A 21,651-nucleotide genomic window follows, 5' to 3' on the forward strand; every position below is an offset into this window, starting at 1 on the left:
TGGCCGCCGGGTTGCGCTTGGGTGAACGGTAACTGACCGGGAGGTGTCACTCAGATGGGGGCCATGCACTAACCCGGTCAGCCGCAGTCCCCATGACTGCGGCCTACCCTCCGGTCGGCGTCGGCGGTAGAATTTCGGTGTTCGGTCAAGGCCGACCGGGCGTCGCTCCGGGAGGGGACACAATGTCCAGGGGATCGTTGTTCACGAGTGCACACAGCGGGCGGACGACAGCCAGGCGAATGGCCGTTTCGTCGGCCGCGTTCCTGGCCGCATTGGCCCTCTCGGTTGGTCTCGGCCCAACGGCGTCGGCCGCCCCTGCCCTTCACCTCAGCTTCAACGGTCAAATTGCCATCGGGAGCTGGACGACCTGCCCCGAACTGCAGTTGGGCGACACGTGCCTCGACACGGTCATCATCGCATCCGACGCGAAGACCTACGAGAACAGCGACCAGTCCGGGGGCGGGCACTTCCTTCACGACAGTGGCGACCGGGTCGTCCTCCAGAAGTTCTGGTACGAGGTGCGCCTGATCGAGGGTGAGCTGTCGCGGTTCCCCACAATGGAGAGCTTCGGCGGTACGGACGCCGGGGTGGATGTGCGGATCGCTAACCGGCTCACCGCCGCGACCGCCACAGCCACAGCCATCCCGATGAACACGACCAACTATGTGACCGGTGAAAGCTTCAGCGAGACGGCCTCGGTCGAGGTCACGTGGGAGCCCACTGGCCCACTCACCGTGATCAAGGAACGGGAACGGATCTCCAACGAAGATGTTTTCCTGATGAGCAGCACTACCGGCTGGTCGCGGGATGCTGTCGCCTCGGGCCTCGACGGAGGCGAGCCGATCCCCGGCTCCTCTGCAGATGGCACCATGATGTTCTCGGCTCGCCAGGCTGAGTTGACCGTGGTGAAAGGCGCCGCGGACCGCGACTGACAACGGCGCGCCCCCGGCGCGAGACTCATCCGATGGGAACTCATGTAGTCGGTGTAGCCAAGCCCCCGAACTACGTTGGCGCTCGCGAGCTCATACCCGGTATGGCACAGCGAAGGCAGGAGCGCAGAGTGCGCCGGGCGGTAGAGGGCCCACTCGGCGGTCCATGCGAAAGCTGAGCTGGGCCCGGCGTAGGTTCCGGTTGGCGCGCGTTGCTCGTGAAGGCACCGGCGGCCTGGCCCAGCCTGCTCTGGCTCCCGTCGGCGCCCAGGGGGAGATTCTAGGGCGCACCTGAGGAGGTCGGGGGTCTTTTTCCGGATGGCGCAGTGGGCCGCAGTTTCTCAACTGTCCCCCGAATGAGTGCAACTGATGGCAATCGCTTTCGATCACACGGCGACTCACGAAGACTGAGGCTGGTACGGGATACGCCCGGCTGTCGGCGGCCGTCATCGGCTCGTCGGTGCATCGCGGGGAGCGCGCCAGTACGGCGTGCCTTCCCAACAGTTCAAAGGAGAACTTCGTTGACCAGAGCAGATTCGCGTGTGATGCGACGGCGAGGCCTGGTGGGCCTTGCTGTTGTGCTGCCGCTGACCCTCATCATGGGAGCCGGCGCTGTCGCCGCTGCGCCCAATGCCTCGAACGAGGGCAATCACGGAAAGCCAGCGTTGTTGGAGGCCCGTGCCAAGGAGATCATCACGGTCAAGGGACGCCAGTTCAAGGACCTGAACGGCAACGACAAACTCGATGTCTATGAGGACTGGCGCAAGCCGGTCGAGGCTCGAGTCGCCAACCTCGTCGGGCAGATGACGCTCGAGGAGAAAGCTGGCCTCATGCTCATCGACACGGTGAACGCGAGCTGTGTCCCCGGCGGGGCGCGGGGCACGGTGCCCGATGTTGCCCGTGACTACATCAACAACCAGGAGATGCACCGCTTCATCTTCCGCAACGTTGTAACCAGCGCGGATAAGGCCACCTGCACGGTCTCGCCGACCACCGGCGTCGCCACCGGCACGAGTCTCACCCCGGGCGAGGCAGCGAACTTCACCAACAGCATTCAGGAGCTGAGCGAGGCCACCCGTCTCGGCATCCCGGTGCTGTACAAGTCCAACGCGCGCAACCACATCGACCCGCAGGTCAGGGCCGGCATCAACGAGGCATCCGGGGCATTCTCCGCGTTCCCGAAAGAGGCGGGCATCGCCGCAGCCGCCCTCGGCGAGCAGGCGAAGGCCACCGGCGAGGCCACCGATGGCGACATGTCGGTCATCGAGGACTTCGCCGAGGTGATGGGTGAGGAGTGGGCCTCGATCGGCCTCCGCGGCATGTACGGCTACATGGCCGACTTGTCGACCGAGCCACGCTGGTACCGCACGCACGAGACGTTCACCGAGGACGCCGACCTGGGCGCGAACATCATGGGCGAACTCGTTCAGACCCTCCAGGGCCCGATTGGCAAGGACGGCAACTCGCTGAGCCCCGACACGTCGGTCGCGCTGACGATGAAGCACTTCCCGGGCGGTGGGCCGCAGGAACTGGGCCTTGACCCGCACTACGCCTTCGGTAAGGCGCAGGTCTACCCCGGAGATGCCTTCGGCTACCACCTGAAGCCGTTCGAGGCTGCCATCGAAGCGGGCGTCTCATCGATCATGCCGTACTACGGCGTCCCGGTGGACGTCACATACGAGGGCGTGGACTACGAGGAGGTCGGCATGGCGTTCTCCGACCAGATCGTAAACGGACTGCTGCGCGACCAGATGGGCTTTAAGGGTTACGTCAACTCCGACACCGGCATCATCAACGACCGTGCCTGGGGCCTCGAGGACGCGACCATTCCCGAGCGCGTCGCCGCAGCCATCAACGGCGGCACCGACACGCTCTCCGGCTTCAATAAGGTGCAGACGATCATCGACCTCGTCAATGCGGGCCTCGTGAGTGAGGCGCGCGTGAACCTCGCCGCCGAGCGACTGCTCGCCCCGATGTTCGACATGGGCCTGTTCGAGGACCCGTATGTTGACCCCGCAGTCGCCACTGCCACCGTCGGCAACGACGAGAACCGCGCGGCGGCCGTCGACATGCAGCGCAAGTCGACCGTTCTGCTGCAGAACAAGGAGATCGACGGGGACTCCGTCCTTCCGCTGGACGGCGGGGAGACCGTGTACGTGCTCGGCAACGTCAAGGCCGACGAGGTCAAGGCCGCCGGCTACGACGTCATCGACGGCAACAACCCGGCCGAGCAGCGCACCGCCGCAGACGCCGACGTCGCGCTCATCTCGATGACCGCGCGGAACGTGAACACCGGTTCCTACGTCAGCAACAGCCCGACCTCGGGTCTCAACCCCGAGCACATCAACCCGAGCGTCATCGAGGGCTTCGACGGCCTCGACGGGAAGAGCCCGTACGGCGCGGCGGATGCGTGTGTCATCAACGGCGGCGGCGCGTGCACGGACAACGGGCTGCGCTTCGGCGGCTCCTTCCCGTGGGAGTCGAGCATCATCGACTTCACCGGTATGGCCGACGCCGAGTCGTGGGCGGTAACCCCGTCGCTCGATAAGGTGCAGCAGGTGATGGCCGAGGTCGGCGCTGAGAACACCGTTCTCGATGTCTACTTCCGCCAGCCGTTTGTGCTCGACGAGGCCAGCGGTCTCCGCGACGCCGGCGCGATCCTCGCGAACTTCGGCAACAGCACCGCGGCGCTCATGGATGTCGTCTCCGGCAAGTTCAACCCGCAGGGCCGCTTGCCCTTCGCGTTGGCCGGCACCCGGGATGCGATCATCGAACAGAACAGCGACACACCCGGCTACGACGAGACCGAGGACGGGGCGCTCTTCCCCTACGGCTTCGGCCTCAGCTACGAGGAGTAACGCTTCCTCTTCGCAATGAGACGGCGGGTCACCTGACGGTGGCCCGCCGTTTTACATTGCTGACGCAGGTCCGGAGCGCACTCGAACCGTCAGGCTGCCTGACCCGGTCGCGCATCTGAGCCCTGTCCGCGTTGCGATCCCGCTGGCAAACGGGTAGCCCCACTCAATCATCTGCTCACACGGTCCACGATTCCTGGCCGCGTGACCGCCATCGGTATACGCTGTGGATGTTGCCAACCGAAGGATTCGCAGTGTCTCCCCACCACGAGCACTCCTCTCAGGAGCGTATCCCCGGCCCGGATGGGCCAACCATCCCAGAGCTCGAGGTCGACGAGACCATCGCGCCGCGTCCGGAGGAAGAGATCGCCGACGTCCTGCGGGCGGAACCAGACGTCGAAGACCATGGCCAGCATCCCGAGTGACACGCCCCGGCGCCGGGTGCGAACACCGTGGACCGGCTGGGTCGGGCGGCGGCATGCCGATGGCCCACCGTTCGGGCGGTGGGCCATCGGGGTCAGTTCACTTCGCGCGTGAAGCCGCGGGGGAACTCAGCGCAGGACTCCGCACGCTGCGGGGTCAGTCGCCTCGGCCGGCAGGTTGGGGTCAAGCTCGCTCGCACCTTCAGGATCGCTGAAGTTGTACGTGCCGTTGCCGTCGTAGTCGATTCCGTGGATCACCACGACGCCCTCGCCATTCCGAACCGCTTCCGCGATTTCCTTGGCCTTGCCGGTTCCGCCTTCACCGGGGTACCCGGTTCCGGCAACAGCGGTGAATCGGATGTTGTCACGGCTGTAGTTCAACACACCATTCTGCGAAACGGGGAACCGTGTCACGTCCAGGAAGCTGGCAGGGCTCGTGTCGCCGGTGGTGTTCAGAGACACCACGACGGGGCCGTATGCCGGAACGCCTTCGACCGTGTTCAGCCGACCATCGCCGTTGGTGTCCAGAGCGAGGGTGGGGCATTCGTTGAGGGCTTGCTCGCCATAGTGGATGTGCTGAGCGTGCGGGGCATCCGGGGTCAGCCCGGTGGCGTGAACCTCGATGTGCTTGATCCGCTGGTTGCGGATAGTGGCAGTCGCCGTGCCGGACGCCCCTGAGCCGTTGAGCTCGGTGAGGTTCGCGGTCAGCGTGACCACTTTGTTGGATTTCTTGCTCATCGACGACGAGTCGGGGTTGTGGGCCAGGGCCGGACCCGCACCCAGGCCGACTGTGGCGATTATCGCCAGGGCTGACGCTCCAAGCGCAGCACGAGAATTCAATTTCACGATTTACTCCTTTGTAATCGACCCACGAGGACGTCCCGCCGGTCGGGGTGTATTCGTAACAAGTTACCGTCTGGTTTGGTCCTAATCTGAGAAATCATCAGGAAAGCGCCAGATCGAAAATTCTGGGCAGTTCTCTTCCGTCGGCGGCGACCCTTTCCGGTGGTTTAGGATTGCCTTACCTTCCCCGATTGGACTGAAAGGTCCTCAATGCCTTCACGCCTTCGTCATGCTCTTGTCGCCCCGGTCGCGCTCACCTCCCTGCTCCTCGCGGGCTGCTCTGCCGGCGGGACCGGCGCCGAGGAAGCTCCGATCTCGGACGGCGCACTTGTCGTCTACAACGCGCAGCACGAGGAGCTCACCAAAGAGTGGGCCGACGCTTTCACCGAGGAAACAGGCATCGAGGTGGTGCTCCGCAACGGCGACGACAGCGAACTCGGCAACCAACTCGTGCAGGAGGGAGCCGCGTCCAAGGCCGACGTGTTCCTCACCGAGAACTCCCCCGCGATGTCGCTCGTCGAACAGGCGGGGCTCCTCGCCCCGGTCGACGAGGCAACTCTGGCCCTCGTACCAGAGCAGTACCGGCCTGGTTCGGGCGACTGGACCGGCATCGCCGCCCGATCGACAGTGCTCGTATACAACCCACAGCTCATCTCCGAATCGGAACTGCCCACCTCGCTCCTCGACCTCGCCGAGCCCGAGTGGAAAGGACGCTGGGGCGCGGCCCCCGCGAAGGCCGACTTCCAGGCCATTGTCTCGGCGGTTTATGAGACGCAGGGCGAAGACGGCGCACGCGAATGGCTCGATGGCATGGCCCGGAACGCTACCGAGTACCGCAACAACATCGTCACAATGAAAGCGGTCAACGCGGGCGAGGTGCCGGTCGGTGTCATTTACCACTACTACTGGTACCGCGATCAGGATGCCGCGGCGGAAGACAGCGGCAACACAAAGCTGCACTATTTCGGCAACCAGGATCCCGGTGCGTTCGTCAGCGTCTCGGGTGGCGGCGTGCTGAAAAACGCCCCGCACGCCGACGAGGCACAGCAGTTCCTCGCCTTCATCACTGGGGAGCAGGGCCAAAAGATCCTGGGTGAGGGCTACAGCTTCGAGTACCCGGTCGCCTCCGACATTCCGGCGAAGTCCGAGCTGCCCCCGCTCGACGAGCTGAACGCACCGGTAATCGACCCGTCACGGTTGAACGGCCCTCAGGTGATCGAGCTGATGACGGAAGCCGGTCTCCTCTGACCACGCCGACGACCAGACTGCCTCTCGTCCCGACGCCCGGGCGACGCGCGCCCGGCGGTCTCGTCACCCTCGTCGCGGTACTCGCCCTTGGCGCGCTCGTACCGATCGGTTTCGTCGTCCAGGCTGCAGTTGCCATGGGGTGGACCGAGCTCTCGGCACTCGTGTTCCGCCCGAAGGTCGGCGAGTTGCTCACCAACACGGTGCTGTTGGTCCTCATCGGCGTGCCGGCATCCGCGGTGCTTGGCGTCGGCGGCGCCTGGCTCGTCGAGCGCACCGCACTGCCCGGACGCCGGGTGTTCGCGGTTGCGCTTGCAGCGCCCCTTGCCATACCCGCCTTCGTCTCCAGCTACGGCTGGGCGAGCGTGGTGCCATCGATCAGCGGGCTGTGGGGCGGCCTGCTCGTTGCCGTGACGGTGTACTTCCCGCTCGTGTACCTGCCCGCGCTTGCGGCAATCCGCGGCCTGGATCCCGCCCTCGAGGAGTCGGCGCGCTCGCTCGGCATGGGCTCGTGGGCGGTGTTCTTCCGGGTCGTTTTGCCGCAGCTGCGTCTGGCGGTCCTGGGCGGGTCGCTGGTCGTCGCGCTGCACCTGCTCGCCGAGTACGGCGCCTTCGCCTTCCTGCGCTTCGACACCTTCACCACCGCCATCGTCGTCGCCTACCAGGCGACGTTCGCCGGCCCCAATGCGGCAGCACTCGGACTGGTTCTCCTGCTGTTGTGCCTCGTGCTGCTTGCCGGAGAATCACTCGCCCGCGGTCGCGCACGCTACGCCAGGGTCGGCGGCGGTTCGCCGCATCCGCCCGCACGGCTGCCGCTCGGCCGTCTCGCCCCGCTCGTGGTCGTCGGGGTGATCTGCCTGGTGGCGGCCTCAACACTCGTGCCGCTCGCGAGTGTGGTGCGCTGGCTGTTCCGCGCCGACGCTGCCGATCTCGAAGGCCTGGCATCGGCGACGGCCCAGACGCTGGTTCTCTGCCTCGCGGGAGCCGCCTGTGCGATCGCCGTTGCACTCGCCTTCGCCTGGCTGTCGGTGCGGTACCCGGGACGGCTCTCACGCTTGCTCGAAAGCGCCGCGTACCTCGCCAGCAGCCTCCCCGCCATCATCGTCGCGCTCGCCCTCGTGTCCACGACCCTCGCCTTCGCCCCCACGCTCTACCAGACGGCATTCACGGTCATTGCTGCATACGTCGTGATCTTCCTGCCTCGCGCGCTCGTTCCTTTACGAGCCGGTCTATCGCAGGTGCCCGAGTCTCTGGAGGAAGCGGCGCGATCGCTCGGCGTCGCACCCCTCGCCGCGCGGCTCCGCGTGACCGTGCCGCTCCTTGTACCCGCGGTGTGCGCTGGCGGCGCTCTCGTCGCGCTCGGCGCGGCGAACGAGCTCACCGCGACGCTGCTGCTGGCACCCACCGGCACCCGGACCGTTGCGACGAGCTTCTGGTCCGCGGCGTCCTCACTGGATTACCCAGCCGCAGCACCCTACGCGATCGTGCTCGTACTTCTCTCGTGCCCGGCGGTCGCCCTCATGTTTGCCCACGCGACCCGACGGAGCCTCCGATGACCCTGCGCCTCAGCGGCATCTCGAAGTCGTTCGGAACGACCGAGGTACTCCGCGACGTTTCTCTCGAGGTTCCGGACGGCACCCGGATCGCACTCGTGGGGTCGTCGGGCAGCGGCAAGAGCACCCTGCTGCGACTGATCGCCGGTTTCGAACGACCCGAGACGGGAACCATCGCTCTCGGCGACCGCGAGATCACCGGCCCGCGGTCAGCCGTACCGGCGCACCGGCGCGGCGTGGGCTACGTCGCGCAGGACGGTGCCCTGTTCCCGCACCTCTCCGTCGCCCGCAATATCGCCTTCGGGATGCCGCGCGCGTCGCGACAGGCGGCGGGCGTCCGCGAATTGATGGAACTCGCCTCACTCGACCCGGTTCTCGCCGACCGCATGCCGCACGAACTCTCGGGCGGGCAGCAGCAGAGGGTCGCCCTCGCACGGGCCCTCACGCAGCAGCCGAAGGTGATCCTGCTCGACGAGCCGTTCAGCGCACTCGACACCGGCCTCCGCGCCCAAACCCGGCAGGCGGTTGTCGACATGCTCGAGCACAGTGGGGTCACCGCTATGCTCGTGACCCACGACAGGGACGAAGCCCTCTCTTTCGGCCAGCAGGTCGGGGTGCTGGCCGATGGGCGGCTCGTGCAGGCCGGTGCGCCGGCGAATGTATTCGATGCACCGATCGATGTCCGCGTCGCAGCATTTCTTGGCGACGTAGTGCTCGTACCGGCGCGCCCAACCGGCGCCGACGAGGTGGACTGCGCTTTCGGACGCCTCCCGGTTCGACACGACCGCAGCGGCGGTGCCGCCCGGGTGTGCGCGATGGTGCGACCCGAGCAGCTGCGACTGGCACCGGCGCCAGACGGCGGCAACGCGACCGTCGTCGACGTCCGGTCGACGGGGGCAGGCGCGGAGCTCACGCTGCGATTGAGCGCGGGCGAGTTCTCGGCGGAAGCGACGCACCGGGTACCGCTACACGCGGCGGCTCGATTCGAGCCGGGATGCCAGGTGCACCTCACCGTCGACGGCGGGGTCGTGCTCTACCAGGGCGACAGCCTGCCCACGCCTCGCTGAGAAGGGATGAATCGACCGGACGACGCTCGTGACGCGTGAGCTCGCTAGCGTGTACACCCGCCACGCGATGACGCCGACCGCGAGGGACAGCAGTGTGCCGGCCCACGGAGCACTCTGTTCGAACGGCGGGTACACCTGCCAGTGGGTGAGATAGATGAACATCGACGCCCCGGCGAGCGCGGCGACGGCAGGAACCATCCACCGCGGCACGCGAACCGACGGCAGCCAGATCAGCGCCAGCACCCCTCCGGCGAGGATCGCCTCGCGCAGCGGGTCGCCGAAAAATCCGAACGAACCCGCCACGGCGATCCCCGAGACGAGGACGCGCCGGGCCGTAGTGTCGGCACGGGCGACGAGCCAACCGAGCGCGATGAGCCACACGACCACCGGCCCGCTGTAGCGCTCGACATACTCGGCGTGAGGGCCGGCGATCGCGAAGCGCGCGATAACGGCGACGGTGAACCCGACGAGGGCGAAACCGAACGGCGACCGCCGCTCGAGCCGGTCGACCGCGCGGACAGCGAACAGGGCAGCGAGGCCGACGATGGTCCAGAGCATCGCCTCAAGGAACCAGAACTGCCACTGCTCGTTCCACCGCCCGTCGCCAGGCACGAGGTTGTTCACGAGCAGTACGGTGCTGGCCTGGTACTGGCCGGTGAGGAGCGCGACCGCGCCGATCCAGAGCACCGCGGGTACCGCGAGCTGGGCAGCGCTGCGCCCGAGCGAGCGCACCCTCGCCCGCCCGGGCACGGATGCCAGCTGGAAGCGGGCGAGGTTGTAACCCGCGACGGCGAGCAGCAGGTGCGCGCCGCCCTTCAGCACAAACAGGTCCGCGTGAGTGCCAACGATGAGCACGATCGCAATCGCCCGCAGCGCGGCCGGCGTCTCGACGCGGACGAGGCTCCCGAAACGGGGACGGATGCGGGGACGGGCAACGACTTTTGGAGCTTCCGTGGCCTGCGCTGCGGCGTCCGCAACCGACTCGCCCTCCGCGGCATCCGTCGCGAATGCCGCCAGCTCGCGAACGCTGAGGGCGGGCCAGTCCCGTGGCAGGGCGCCGAGCATTGCCTCGAGCCGCAGCGACACCTCGATGTAGCTGAGCGAGTCGCCGCCGAGCCCGGCGAACGAGTCGTCGAGTCCCACCTCGGGACGGGAGAGCAGCGTCGACAGGAGATCGCGAATTGCTTCCGGTGAAACCCGCGCACCGCGGGCGGCGCCCGTTCCCAGGCCTTGGCTCGGCGTTGCGGCGGCACGATCCTGCAGCCCAGCGAATCGCACGAGCGCCGCGGTGTCGGGCTTGCCGCTCGAGGTGCGCGGAAACTGCTCCACCGCGTACGCGCCGATGGCGTGCATCGGCACACCGACGAGCGCAGCGGCGCGCTCGCGGGCGCGCCGGGCCGTGCGATCCGAGGTGGCGAAGAGGAACAACCGTTCATCCGCGCTCGCGACTCGCACCTCGATCCCCTCGTCGGCGAGAAGGCGCTCGACCCGGTCAAGATCCACCCGCAACCCGAAAATCTTGACGAAGCGGTTCAGCCGGCCGGCGATCTCGTACAGTCCATCGTCGCGGCGGCGCCCGAGGTCCCCTGTCCGCAGCTCGTGCACGGTTCGACCGAGTTCGAAATCCGCCGGGCTCTCGGCATAGCCGAGCATCACGTTCGGCCCCTCGTAGACGAGCTCCCCCACTTCCCCGTCCGGAGCATCCGTGCCGCCCGCGTCGATGCGCAGACGGCCGCCCGGAATCGGTCGCCCGATGGCCCCGGCCGAGGCGGTGACGAGTTCAGGAGGCAGGTAGGCCATCCGCGCTGTGGCTTCCGTCTGGCCGTACATGACGAACAGGTCGAATCCGCGTTCGGCACCGAGGCGGGCGAAGCGGCGAGTCAGTTCGGGCGCGAGTCGGCCGCCTGCCTGGGTCAGGTAGCGCAGGCTGGGCACGGAGCGTTCGGCGAAGCCGCTCGCCTCGAGAGTCTCAAAGGTGTAGGGAACACCGGCAAAGGACGTGATTCGATGGGCAGCTGCCTGCTGCCAGAACGCTTCGTCGGTGACCGACAACTCCGTGAGCATGAGGCTCGCACCGGCAAGTAGATGACTGTTCACCACGGACAGGCCGTAGCAGTATTGCAGGGGCAAGGTCGTCGCCGCGCGATCGCCCGGTTCGAGGCGCAGGTACTCGGCGATGGATGCAGCGTTACTCCGAATGTTGTCGAAAGAGAGCCGAACGAGCTTCGGCGACCCGGTCGACCCTGACGTGCTCCCGAGCACGGCCAGCTCAGGGTGGAACGTGTGCCGGCTACCCGCATTGCGTTCCTCAAGCGTCCACCCCTGTGGGCCGTAGTGGGCGACGACATCCGGGCTGAACCGCTCGATGAACGCGGCTTTGTGCGCCAGGCTCGCCTCGTCCTCGCCGCCGGATACGAATAACACAGGGTGCCCGCCCTCGAGTGCGGCGAGATAGGTGACGATCGGATCGACGGCGTTGGCCGCGGCGATCATCACAAGGCGTCGGGTCTCGCCGAGCTGCACAGCGCGCTCGCGGATGAGCATCTCAAGTTCGGAGTAGCTGATCGTCACGCCATCGGCGACGAGTGCCGTGGCGTCGGGTCTGCCACCGAGGAGGGAAAGACCGCGGTCAGAGGCGATCGAGAGCATGGGTAAGTTGATACTTTCGGCGTGAGAGGAGATGAGCCGGAATCGGCTTAGGTAAGCATAACCTAACCGCACTCCCCCGCTGGCAACCCGAGGGCTCTGTGCATCCTTCACCTTGTGCGGTGCGCCGCAAGGCATCGGCATGGCCGCGATCACCCGGTGGGCGAAAGTGCGGGGCGCGGCGCTAGGCCAAGCCTCCATCCGACGCGAAAACCTCGCTCAATATCTGCCAGGCAGCTCTCCGCACATACACGGGCAGTTCGTCGTAGGGCACGAGGCGCCGAACGACGGCTCCGCCGTTCACCGGAGTACCGGTGAACGCATCAACCCAGTCGCCTTCGGGCAGGTACACCTCCCACTCGGCAGCGTCCGGTTCGAGTACCGGGGCGACAAGGATGTCGTCACCGAGCATCCACTGGAGCGGGTATTGCCACACCTTTTCGTCCGTCGGCCAATCGAAATACAACGCCCGCATCAGGGGCATACCAGATTCGATCGACAGCCTCGCTTGTTCTGCGAGGTACGGCACGAGGCGTTCCCGGAGCTTCACCCAGCGCCGGAACACGGGAAGGACTCGCTCGTCACCTGTTCGTTCGGCGATGTTCCACGGCGTGCGGTCGTGCGACGGAGTGCGGTGGTGATTGAACTCGGAGTGGTATTGCATGATCGGCACGAAGGCGGCGGCCGCAGCGGACCGAAGGTAGAGGTCCGCGGTCGGAACATCTCCGCTGAAGCCGGCGAAATCCCAGCCCCAATACAGGATGCCGCCGGCCGAGGCTGACAGCCCGGCGAACATCGACCATCGGAACGCATCCCAGGTGGAGTTCTCGTCGCCCGCCCAGAACGCACCATGCGGCTGGCTTCCGGTGAATCCCGCCCGGCTGAACGTCACCGGCGCTTTGCCTGCCGACGACAACAGGTCCCCGTATGCCTTCGCATACGCGCCCGGGAACAAACTGTTCTTTTCGTCCCCATGGCCGCCGTCGAGGTAGCGCAGGTCGCGGCCCCAGGCGTGCTCGCCACCGTCCGTCTTGAACCCGTCGATTCCGACCTCTTCGACGAGGTAGCGGCGCTTCTCGGTCCACCAGGCAGCTGCGCGGGAATCGGTGAGATCAGGCATGAGGCCGAGCGGGAACCACCAGCCTCGGTTCCGGTACGGCCGGAGGGTGCCGTCCGGTGCGACCTCCTTGATCAGAACGTCCTCACGAAGTGCGGCCGCGGCATCCGCTTTGACCTGACCGGCCGGGTGTGGCCGCATCTTGATGAGCGGAATCTGCCACAGGTGCACCCGGATGTCACGTTCGTGCAGTTCGTCGACCATCCCCTGAGGGTCTGGCCAGGCACCATCCTCCGGGAACGTAAAGTCGCGCAGTCGGCGGGGTTCGCCGTCAGCGGCGTCGTGGGTAATGGCATCCCGCCAGGTTGTGAAGGTGCTCTCGTCGCTCCACGCTTCGATGACGACCGACCCGACCGGTACGTCGTGGTCGCGGTGCGCGTCCATCTGGCGCATCACCGCGCTCTGCGTGTTCCATTCGTTGCCGCTGGCCCACAGCCGGAAGACCCAGTCCGGTAGCTCAGTTGCCCGGCCCACCTCGGTCAGGTGCTGGTCGAGAACGGATGCCGGTGAGCCGGCATAGAAGGCAATCTCGAGCGTTCCGCCTGGTTCCGTTTCGGCTTCGATCCAGAGCAGGTCGGGATCTGAGGCCGCGATGTCGAACCACACCCGGCGCGAGGTGCGCACGTGGAATCCCCAGCCCGATCCCCCGACCACGTGGGCGAACGGCATGGGCAGATACGTCTTCCGTTCCGCGCCCTGGTTCTTGTACTGCTCGAACACGATGGAGTCGAGCTGCGTCCCACGGTGATCGAGAGCGTCGTATCGTTCACCGAACCCGGAGACGTGCTCCCCAGCGAGAAGCGGCAGGGCGAACCGGATCCGCCTCGTGGCGCTGCCATCGTCGAGGACGGAAATGCTGCCGGGCACGACCCGATCCGTCCCGACGCTTACGAGCAGACCCGACGTGTCCGGTCGCCAGACGGAAACCCGGAAGTCGAACCAACGCGTTCTCTCCCCGGCGCCGACGAACCGGTAACGGTACTTCTCGCCGGCTTCGAGCTGGTCGAGCGTGACCTGCCAGCCGCCGGCTGCGCGCGCCAGCCGGGCCTGCGCGGAGGCGAGATGTCCCCCATCCACGCTCTGGCCGCGAGACATGCTGACCACCGGCGTCAGCGCCAGCGTCGACGTGCCCGAGGGGCCCACGAGCTCCACCGACACGTCGTCGATGCCGGGAGACGTGCGGACACCGAGCGTGACGGGTTCTCCGGCGACGGGGTCGACGGGGTGGCGTTGCTCGGTGTCGACCGAGTACGGGTGGCCGGAGCCGAACGGGCGGTGGCGGATCATCGAAGAACTCCCGGCGTGATGCCGAGTTCGACGGCAAGTCGGATGTACATGGCGTGGCTCCAGAGAAGTGGTGTGGCTACGGTGCCCCATCGACTCACCCATTCATCCGTGAAGGCAGGATCGAGCAGATGGTCGTCGACCTGCTCAGGCATGAAGCCGCTACCGGTGACGGTCCCTGCGGCCCAGACCAATTGGGCGCGGGCGCGTTCGGGATCGCCCGCGGCGGCGAAGGCAAGGCCGAGCATGCAGCTGAGCAGCGGCCACTGTCCGCCACCGTAGAAGGTGTCAGCCTGGAAGCGGTGCACGCCACCGTCGACATTGAGCGCTTCGTCCACGCGGGCGATGGTTGCCAGCCCGAGTGCGCTGCGTGCCGGGACATGTCCCAGCGGGGAGATCAAGGCGGCGAGGCTGCCGTCGACGTCGGAGGTGCCCAGCCATTTGGTGAGGTGCCCATCAGTAATCCCGCGGCGTCGTACGGTTTCGGTGATGGCTGTGGTCGCCGCCTCTGTTGCGGCGACCTGTTCGGGCTCGAGGATTCCAGATTCCCCGGCTGCACTGAGCCCGGCGGCGATGCAGCCGAGCGTAGACACGTGGATGTGTTCGCTGTGTTCCTCCCACCAGTCGAAGCAGGGCCGATCCCAGGAACTCGCGAGGTAGTCGACGGTGAGCCCGATGGCCGGCTGCCACCGTTCCAGGGGTATTCCGTGCCGGTGGGCGTGTTCCGTTACGGCCCAGAGCCAGGTGCCGTAACCGTCGAGTTGAAAGTCCCACCAGGCGTCGTTGCCAGCGGACCCGTCGAATCGGAACCGGGTCGGCAGCATCTCGGCGTCAGGAAGCGGAGCACCCTTCTGGGCGGCCGCGACGATGCGTTCGATGGATTCCCGGTGGGTAAGCACAACGCCGGAGCACCAGTCGAAGAAACGCGTCGCAGACTCGACTCCGCCGAACGCGGACACTCCGTCGGCGATGAACGCTCCGTCGCGGAACCAGGAGTAGTCGCGGTACGCGGAGAACTCTGGGCTGGCTGGGTACGCGCCGGACGAATCCTGCAGAGAGACGATGAGTTCGAAGCTTGACGTGGCCAGGTCCGCGAGGACCGCGTTGTCGACGTGGGTAGTGGATCGGGGCATGGAACGGGCACTCCTGTGGTCGGGGCCGCGGAATGAAGAACCGCGAGGGGAAGGATGGCGGATGCCGGGGCCCTCGCCCCGGCATCCGAATCGGAACTATCCGCCGATCGCGGCGTTGATGCGTTCCTCCGCGCTGGCGATCGCATCCTCGACAGTCTTGCGACCGGCCTGTGCTTCGACCAGCTCCTCGGTCATGATGTCCTGCATCTCGGCCTGGCCTTCGGCGACAACAGGCGGGAGCGCGATGCCCTCGAGGGAGTCGAAGACGGCCTGCCGGTTGGCCGGGCTGTCCTTTTCCAGGTAGGTCGCGAGCGCGGCTTCATCGGAGACCGGTGGAAGCTCCCAACCTGATTCCAGCCGGGCGTCAACCATGGTCGATGACGACGTCAGGAATTCGGCCCACTTGGCTGCGGCCTCGACATGCTCGGAGTCTGCGGAAACACCCACGGCGTTCGAGAAGACCGCACTGGCCTGTTCAGCGTTGCCGGGCTCGACAGCGATGTCCCAGGCGAACGGCGCATCAGCGAACGCGCCGAACATCCAGATCCCGGTGTGCAGCATGGCGAGTTTGCCGTCCTTGAACAGGTTGGTGTCGAAGTCGGCGGTCCCCTGCCCGTCTTCGATCGTCGGCATCACTGTGCCGCTCTTGCCGACGAGCCATTCAGCCGCCTCGATGCCTTCCGGAGTGTTGAAGGCGACGGCGGTGCCGTCGTCGTTCAGGAAGGACCCGCCGTTCTGAGCCAGCACCTTGTAGTACTCGTAGAAGCTGACCGGCTGGTGGCTTCCCCAGACACCGGCGCCTGCATCTGTCAGTTTCTCTGCGGCAGCCTGCTCGTCTGCCCAGGTCCAGTCGGCGGTGGGGTATTCGACGCCGGCCGCGTCGAACAGGTCGGCGTTGTAGAACATGACGACGGTTGAGAATGAGCTGGGCAGCGCGTACTGAGTGCCGTCGGCCTGGTACGACTCGACCAGGGACGGATCGTACGCATCGGGGTTCTCCACCGGAATCTCGGCGAGGACGCCGTTGGCCTGGTACGACGCGAAGTTGGCGTATTCGATGTCGAACACGTCGGCGACGGTCCCTGCAGCGAGGTCGGTCTGGAGAGCCGTTCCGTAGTCGGCGTATGGAAGCGTCGTGACGTCGATCGTGACCTCGGGGTTCTCCTTTTCGAATGCCTTGACGATAGCGGCGAGGTTTTCCTCGTTGCCGTCGTTGCTGATGAAGTTCGAGTAGGTGATGGTGACGTCACCGTCTCCCCCGGCTGGGGTGTCTCCGGCCGCACTGCAACCGGAGAGGACGAGCAGGGCGCTCCCTGCGAGGCCAACGCTGGCCAATATTTTGCTGTTCATGTGACTGCTATCTCCTTTGATACCGGTGTTCAAGGTGGTTGGTACGGGGCTCGTGGATCATTTGATCCCTGAGTTGGCGACGCCCTGGATGACGTATTTCTGGGCGAAAATGTAGAGCGCAAGCATCGGGAGGACACTGACGACCGAACCCGCCATGACGACGTCCCACTGGGTCGTGTACTGGCCTTGCAAACCCGCCAGCGCAATCGGCAGGGTCTGCAGTTCCGGCTTCCGCAACACGACGAGCGGCCAAAGGAAGCTATTCCAGCTGCCCATGAAGGCAAACACAGTGAGCGTGGCGAGAGCCGGACGAATATTGGGGAGCATGATGAGCGCGAAGATACGGAAGTGACCGGCGCCGTCGAGCGTCGCTGCCTCATCGAGTTCCGGCGGAACCTGATTCATCGCCTGGCGAAGCAGGAAGATGCCGAACACGCTCGCACATGTCGGGAGGAGGGCACCGAGGTAGGTATTGAGGAGTCCGAACGCTTTCAACTCCACGAACAGCGGCACGATGAGCACCTGTAACGGGATCATCATGGTGGCCAGATACACGCCGAAGACAGCCGTCCGTCCACGGAACGGCAGTCGGCTGAAGGCATACGCCGCTGTTGCGCTCGTAAACAGTTGGACAAGGGTCGTCACCGCGGCGAGGAAGAGGCTGTTGAGGATGACCCGAGCAAACGGCCGTTCCGTGAACAGCCGTTGATACGCCTCGAGAGACGGGTCGGTCGGCACGATCGACGGTGCCGAAGTGAGGCTCGCGCCCGGGGTGATCGACGTGATGATCGTCCAGAAGAAGGGGAAGAACATCACCAGTGCGCCGAGAATGATCACGACATGAAGCAGCACGGCTCGCGTCGAGAAGCGTGTGTCATTCATAGGTGACCCACCGTTTCTGGCCGATGATCTGAACCACGGTCACGCCGAGAACGACAGCGAACAACATCCAGCTGAGTGCGGATGCTTCACCCGCGGCCCCGTAACGGAAGGTGAGGTCGTAGATCTGTTGTACGACGACCTGACTGGAGCCAGCGGGCCCACCACCCGTCATTGCGTACACCTGGTCGAACACCTGGAATCCGTTGATGAGGGAGATGACGAAGACGAAGAATGTGCTGGGACTGAGGAGCGGGAGGGTGATGCTCCAGAGGCGACGCCACGCCCCGGCTCCGTCCATTCGAGCGGCGTCGTACATATCTGGATTGATCGCTTGAAGTCCTGCGAGCAAGATCACCATCACGAATCCGAGGTCTTTCCACGCGGATGCGAGGATGATCGACGGCATCGCCCAGGTCGGATCTGTCCACCACCCTGGGCCGGCAATTCCGAACCACGCGAGAACGGTATTGACGACTCCGGTCGACGGGTTGAGCAGCCACCGCCACACGAGAGCGACGACGATCCAGCTCGTGATCACCGGCAGGAAGTAGACGCCACGCAGGAGCGATCGCCCTTTCAGCTTCGCGTTCAATGCCAGAGCAAGGGCGAGGCCACCCAGGTACACGAGGGGAAGGTACCCGACGATGTAGTAGAGGGTGTGCAGGAAAACCTCACCGGTGGCTGGATCGGTGAACAGCGAGGCGTAGTTGTCGAGTCCGACCCATTCCATCGGGGCGAGGAGGTTCCACTCGTGCAGACTGATCCATGCGGCCGCAACCATCGGCCCGAGGACGAACAGGACGAGCGGGACCGCGCTCGGTAGGAGGAATGCGAGCACGACGAGTGTGTGGCGACCGCGCGCACGGGAGACGCGACGGACCGGTCGAGAAGACCTCGTACTAACTTCCTCGCCGGTCACGAGAACCGTCGCGGACATCAGGCTACTCCCCTGGACTGTTCCACGAGGCGTTTCCGGACGAGGCTGCCCTGGTTGCCTGCGACACCGTCGGCATCGAAGGGAGTCGCGAGCACCAGCGCTGCCGCTCCCTGCGCCCAGCTTTCGTCCTGCCACGTTTCGACGGTGACGGGGATGCTGCGCCGGCTGGAGATGAGGTGCGACCGGAAGGCGGGCTCGAAGCCGATCGACCAGTGGTCCCAGGCTGCCGTTCCCTCGCCGAGCACGACGACCGCTTCGGGGTCGAGCGTGTGGACCACACCGGCGAGCGTGCGGCCGAGAAGTTCACCTGCGTCGCTGAAGATTCGTGCAGCGTTGGTCTCGCCGCGATCGGCTGCGTCGCGGAGTGCTGCGATGCCGGCACTGACGGGAATGATGCCCGCGTCGCGTGCCGTTCGCAACAGCGCCGCTTCGCCGATGACCGCCTCCAGGCATCCGCTGTTCCCGCAGGTGCAGGCAGGGCCGTCCACGGCAACGGCAATGTGGCCGAGTTCGCCCGAGCCGCCGCGCGAGCCCCGGAGGACCGTGCCGTCGATGACGATGCCACCGCCGATTCCCGTGCCGATGGTGACGACGAGAAAGTTATCGTGCGACCGGCCGATCCCGTAGAGACGCTCGGCGACGGCAAGCGCGTTGACGTTGTTCTCAACAATGACGGGGAGGCTGAGTTCCCGCCGGAGCTCCGTGCCGATCGGCACCTGGTTCCACGTGAGTTGGGTGGAGTCAACGAGTCCGTTTTCCTGGCTGTCGACAGAGCCGGGCACTCCGACGCCGATGCCGAGCAGCGGTGCGTCGCTCCCCCCGGCGATGAAGTGCCGCAGCAGAACGACGAGGTCAGAAAGCATCGTCGATGCGGATGCGTCGAACGTTTCGCTTGCAGACCGCGTCACCGAGCCGTCGATGCCCACTTCGACGAACGCGACGTGATCGGCGACGACTTTCACGCCGATGGCTCGTCCCGCGGTTGACACCAGCCCAAGCATCCGCCCCGGGCGGCCGCCTTGGGACGGCGAGTTCTCCAGTTCAACCAGAAGTCCGTCGCTGAGCAGATCTTTCGTGAGAGACGTCATCAGCGCGGGCGAAACATTGAGGCTGCGTGCCAGATCGGCTCGGGAGGCATGGCCGTGAGCACCGAGATGAGCGAGCACGGCAGAACGATTGACGTCGGTACGCGGCGATGGGCGAAGCATCATTGATTACCCTTACTTTAGAACTAAATGAACTCTAGAACTAAGTTCGGATAGGTGTCAACAACCAATGAGGATCTCGGGCGCCGTCCCACGTCCCGAATGACCGCTTACCACTGTGGTGCTCAACAACGGGCGCTGTTCAACGGCTCCCACAATCCATACTGGCCTTGCAGTTGAAGATCGATGTCGAGGACGAAGCACCCGGTGGCCGCGCTCATCTTCGTGGTGTTCACTTCCTCCGGAGCCGACGCCGCAATACGCACCAGGCCTGTGATGTGGCTGCCCTCCTGGGCAACATCCTCGACGGCAACGCTTATAGATGTGTCCGCCGAGGACAAACGCGCTTTCTTGATCACGGCGACCACGGCGTCCGCATCGAGAGATTCGTGCCGCGGTTGACTGCCGTCATCGTTGTGAAACAGCAGCCATCTGACATCTTGATTGAGGCTGCTAGCGCCGAGCTGCACCTCCCAGACAGCAGCCGCGTCTCGAGTCCATGAAGCCACCTCGGTTGTTGGTGACCGTGCCGCAAGAGGGTGAGGGCAGTCGAATGGCGCGGATGTGACCGTGTCGCCCGCCCGCTCTATCGACGCGCACGCTGTGCCCACCACTAACTCCTCGGCAGTGAATCCCCGATCGGGATCAGGGTCGAAAGGACCCGGCCCTGGGCCAGGCACATCGATCCTCCACAGAGCGATCCGGGCACGATCGATGGATGAGTCGATGACGCGATAGACCTCTCCTGACGACGTGAAGCGTGCACGCAAGTCGGCGCTCGGTTCATTGAACTCGCGCAGATCGGCCATCGTTGCAACCTCGCTGAACTCAGCGATCTTGGGAATGGACTCGCGGAGCTCGGCGGAAACCTCTGCCCGCGCATCGCATCCGCTCAAAAGCGCTGCCAGGGCGATCCCGCCCAGCGCAACGCTGACAGCGCGGAGCGACATCAATGGGCCGAGCGGCCGGTGTCGCTCATCGCTTCCACCACCCTTTTCTTCTGCTCGGGAGCCGATTCGGCGTATCCGAGACGATCTCGTTGACAACAGCGGTCGCTCTTTCATTATCTTCGTCCTTGCCCATCGAACATCAATGAGCGCGCCGACATCTGACAGCAAGCCCGGACCCCCGGGCGTTCCCCTAACCGATCTCTCACTTGCCCAGCTGAAACGTGCCGCGGGCGCTCATCGCTGTCGATATCGAAGTGGTCCTGGCGGCCAGCGAAAGCGCAACCTTCTCTTGACCGCCTCATCCCCTGTACTCACGTGCACGCGTGATCACGTTGGAGCGTAGCAGGGGCATCAGAGTCGAATTGCCGGAACCGCTCTTGCCGACAATCGCTACCGTGTCGCTGTTCATGATTCTGTCTTTCGAGGAGGTGAGGTGCCGAGCAGATTGTTCCACTCAGGGACTTACTGTGTTGACTTATGCCGTAAGCGCAGGATATCTACATGGTAAGGTTCGTCAACTGCCAAGGCATAGGAGATATGAATGAGAGCACAGCGTAAGGAAGCGTCCGCATCCAGGGTTCGTTTGAATCGTGATCGGGTGATCGCCGCAGCGATCGTTCTGGCCGATAAAGTCGGGCTCGACGGGCTCACCATGCGTCGGCTCGGCGAGGATCTGGGCGTCGAAGCGATGTCGATCTACAACCACGTTGCGAACAAGGACGATCTGGTCAACGGCATGGTTGACGCCATCTTCGGCGAGATTGAGCTGCCTTCACACAGCGATGATTGGAAGACGGCCATCCGCAAGCGCTCGATCTCGTTCCGCGCGGTGCTCGCCGAGCATCCCTGGGCGAGCAGCGCACGAGACTCCGGAGTCAACCCGGGGCCGTCAACCTTGCGACATCACGACCGGGTGATCGGCACGTTCCGTAACGGTGGATTCTCACTCGAGATGGCCGCGCACGCCATCTCCGCCGTCGACAGCTACATCTATGGCTTCGCCCTGCAAGAGAAAAGCCTGCCGTTCACCACCCCCGAGGAAACCGAGGCGATGGCGCACCTCATGCTGGCTCAACTGCCGACGAAGGATTACCCGTACCTTGCAGAGCTGACCAGAGATCATGTCCTCAAGCCGGGATATTTTTACGGCGATGAGTTCCTGTTCGGACTGGACATCCTGCTCGACGGGCTCGAACAGAAGCGCGAGAACCTTCCCGTCTAGGTCGACGTCGG

16 protein-coding genes are annotated in these 21,651 nt (G+C 65.3%); 7 read left to right on the forward strand and 9 right to left on the reverse strand.

Annotated elements, in window-relative coordinates; all coding sequences use genetic code 11:
* Nucleotides 1–239 precede the first annotated feature (239 nt).
* From ACLQ62_RS03320 to ACLQ62_RS03330, 3 genes are all read left to right on the forward strand, one after another.
* Nucleotides 240–932, forward strand: a complete 693-nt coding sequence (locus tag ACLQ62_RS03320; RefSeq protein WP_411720242.1) for a hypothetical protein — start codon at nucleotides 240–242, stop codon at nucleotides 930–932.
* A gap of 518 nt (nucleotides 933–1,450) precedes the next feature.
* Nucleotides 1,451–3,787, forward strand: a complete 2,337-nt coding sequence (locus ACLQ62_RS03325; RefSeq protein ID WP_411720244.1) for a glycoside hydrolase family 3 N-terminal domain-containing protein — start codon at nucleotides 1,451–1,453, stop codon at nucleotides 3,785–3,787.
* Between the two features lie 251 nt (nucleotides 3,788–4,038).
* Nucleotides 4,039–4,209, forward strand: coding sequence for a hypothetical protein (locus tag ACLQ62_RS03330; protein ID WP_411720245.1), 171 nt, complete (start codon nucleotides 4,039–4,041; stop codon nucleotides 4,207–4,209).
* A 126-nt stretch (nucleotides 4,210–4,335) separates the two neighbouring features.
* Here the strand turns inward: ACLQ62_RS03330 and ACLQ62_RS03335 are convergent, their stop codons facing one another.
* On the reverse strand, nucleotides 4,336–5,052 hold the full coding sequence (locus ACLQ62_RS03335) for a hypothetical protein (protein WP_411720246.1): 717 nt from the start codon (nucleotides 5,050–5,052) through the stop codon (nucleotides 4,336–4,338).
* A gap of 207 nt (nucleotides 5,053–5,259) precedes the next feature.
* Here ACLQ62_RS03335 and ACLQ62_RS03340 point away from each other — a divergent pair, with 207 nt between their 5' ends.
* The 3 genes from ACLQ62_RS03340 (at nucleotide 5,260) to ACLQ62_RS03350 (ending at nucleotide 8,914) form a co-directional block, all read left to right on the forward strand.
* On the forward strand, nucleotides 5,260–6,297 hold the full coding sequence (locus ACLQ62_RS03340) for an iron ABC transporter substrate-binding protein (RefSeq protein WP_411720247.1): 1,038 nt from the start codon (nucleotides 5,260–5,262) through the stop codon (nucleotides 6,295–6,297).
* 134 nt (nucleotides 6,298–6,431) lie between these two features.
* Nucleotides 6,432–7,850: an ABC transporter permease gene (locus tag ACLQ62_RS03345; RefSeq protein ID WP_411720248.1), complete on the forward strand. Its 1,419-nt coding sequence runs from the start codon at nucleotides 6,432–6,434 to the stop codon at nucleotides 7,848–7,850.
* Nucleotides 7,847–8,914, forward strand: coding sequence for an ABC transporter ATP-binding protein (locus tag ACLQ62_RS03350; protein ID WP_411720249.1), 1,068 nt, complete (start codon nucleotides 7,847–7,849; stop codon nucleotides 8,912–8,914). The genes ACLQ62_RS03345 and ACLQ62_RS03350 overlap by 4 nt, the downstream gene beginning before the upstream one ends.
* On the opposite strand, the gene ACLQ62_RS03355 is transcribed toward ACLQ62_RS03350, so the two are convergent.
* The 8 genes from ACLQ62_RS03355 to ACLQ62_RS03390 form a co-directional block, all read right to left on the reverse strand.
* Nucleotides 8,813–11,563 (reverse strand): AMP-binding protein, encoded by a 2,751-nt coding sequence (locus tag ACLQ62_RS03355; protein ID WP_411720250.1) that lies wholly within the window; start codon nucleotides 11,561–11,563, stop codon nucleotides 8,813–8,815. The genes ACLQ62_RS03350 and ACLQ62_RS03355 overlap by 102 nt on opposite strands.
* 181 nt (nucleotides 11,564–11,744) lie before the next feature.
* On the reverse strand, nucleotides 11,745–13,964 hold the full coding sequence (locus tag ACLQ62_RS03360) for a TIM-barrel domain-containing protein (RefSeq protein WP_411720251.1): 2,220 nt from the start codon (nucleotides 13,962–13,964) through the stop codon (nucleotides 11,745–11,747).
* Nucleotides 13,961–15,094 (reverse strand): glycoside hydrolase family 15 protein, encoded by a 1,134-nt coding sequence (locus tag ACLQ62_RS03365; RefSeq protein WP_411720252.1) that lies wholly within the window; start codon nucleotides 15,092–15,094, stop codon nucleotides 13,961–13,963. Before ACLQ62_RS03365 ends, ACLQ62_RS03360 begins: the two co-directional genes overlap by 4 nt.
* A gap of 96 nt (nucleotides 15,095–15,190) precedes the next feature.
* Nucleotides 15,191–16,444 carry an ABC transporter substrate-binding protein gene (locus ACLQ62_RS03370; protein WP_411720253.1) on the reverse strand — a complete coding sequence of 418 codons (1,254 nt, stop codon included), beginning with the start codon at nucleotides 16,442–16,444 and terminating at the stop codon, nucleotides 15,191–15,193.
* A gap of 57 nt (nucleotides 16,445–16,501) precedes the next feature.
* Entirely contained in the window at nucleotides 16,502–17,326 is an 825-nt protein-coding gene (locus ACLQ62_RS03375; protein WP_411720254.1) for a carbohydrate ABC transporter permease, read from the reverse strand.
* Complete coding sequence (locus ACLQ62_RS03380) at nucleotides 17,319–18,164, reverse strand: carbohydrate ABC transporter permease (RefSeq protein ID WP_411720255.1); 846 nt, start codon at nucleotides 18,162–18,164, stop codon at nucleotides 17,319–17,321. The genes ACLQ62_RS03375 and ACLQ62_RS03380 overlap by 8 nt, the downstream gene beginning before the upstream one ends.
* A 98-nt stretch (nucleotides 18,165–18,262) precedes the next feature.
* Nucleotides 18,263–19,474 carry an ROK family protein gene (locus ACLQ62_RS03385; RefSeq protein ID WP_411720256.1) on the reverse strand — a complete coding sequence of 404 codons (1,212 nt, stop codon included), beginning with the start codon at nucleotides 19,472–19,474 and terminating at the stop codon, nucleotides 18,263–18,265.
* 119 nt (nucleotides 19,475–19,593) lie between these two features.
* Nucleotides 19,594–20,418, reverse strand: coding sequence for a hypothetical protein (locus ACLQ62_RS03390; protein WP_411720257.1), 825 nt, complete (start codon nucleotides 20,416–20,418; stop codon nucleotides 19,594–19,596).
* A gap of 541 nt (nucleotides 20,419–20,959) precedes the next feature.
* Here ACLQ62_RS03390 and ACLQ62_RS03395 point away from each other — a divergent pair.
* Nucleotides 20,960–21,640 (forward strand): TetR/AcrR family transcriptional regulator C-terminal domain-containing protein, encoded by a 681-nt coding sequence (locus ACLQ62_RS03395; RefSeq protein WP_411720258.1) that lies wholly within the window; start codon nucleotides 20,960–20,962, stop codon nucleotides 21,638–21,640.
* The last annotated feature ends 11 nt before the right edge of the window (nucleotides 21,641–21,651 follow it).

This window comes from Mycetocola sp., from assembly GCF_046716805.1.
Taxonomy (GTDB): domain Bacteria; phylum Actinomycetota; class Actinomycetes; order Actinomycetales; family Microbacteriaceae; genus Mycetocola_A.

Bases quoted from the DNA above. Each gene is read 5' to 3' on its own strand.
- ACLQ62_RS03360 (WP_411720251.1), bottom strand. From the start codon at position 13,964: ATGATCCGCCACCGCCCGTTCGGCTCCGGCCACCCGTACTCGGTCGAC.
- ACLQ62_RS03395 (WP_411720258.1), top strand. From the start codon at position 20,960: ATGAGAGCACAGCGTAAGGAAGCGTCCGCATCCAGGGTTCGTTTGAAT.
- ACLQ62_RS03365 (WP_411720252.1), bottom strand. From the start codon at position 15,094: ATGCCCCGATCCACTACCCACGTCGACAACGCGGTCCTCGCGGACCTG.
- ACLQ62_RS03385 (WP_411720256.1), bottom strand. From the start codon at position 19,474: ATGATGCTTCGCCCATCGCCGCGTACCGACGTCAATCGTTCTGCCGTG.
- ACLQ62_RS03375 (WP_411720254.1), bottom strand. From the start codon at position 17,326: ATGAATGACACACGCTTCTCGACGCGAGCCGTGCTGCTTCATGTCGTG.
- ACLQ62_RS03390 (WP_411720257.1), bottom strand. From the start codon at position 20,418: ATGTCGCTCCGCGCTGTCAGCGTTGCGCTGGGCGGGATCGCCCTGGCA.
- ACLQ62_RS03320 (WP_411720242.1), top strand. From the start codon at position 240: ATGGCCGTTTCGTCGGCCGCGTTCCTGGCCGCATTGGCCCTCTCGGTT.
- ACLQ62_RS03355 (WP_411720250.1), bottom strand. From the start codon at position 11,563: ATGCTCTCGATCGCCTCTGACCGCGGTCTTTCCCTCCTCGGTGGCAGA.
- ACLQ62_RS03350 (WP_411720249.1), top strand. From the start codon at position 7,847: ATGACCCTGCGCCTCAGCGGCATCTCGAAGTCGTTCGGAACGACCGAG.
- ACLQ62_RS03370 (WP_411720253.1), bottom strand. From the start codon at position 16,444: ATGAACAGCAAAATATTGGCCAGCGTTGGCCTCGCAGGGAGCGCCCTG.
- ACLQ62_RS03345 (WP_411720248.1), top strand. From the start codon at position 6,432: ATGGGGTGGACCGAGCTCTCGGCACTCGTGTTCCGCCCGAAGGTCGGC.
- ACLQ62_RS03340 (WP_411720247.1), top strand. From the start codon at position 5,260: ATGCCTTCACGCCTTCGTCATGCTCTTGTCGCCCCGGTCGCGCTCACC.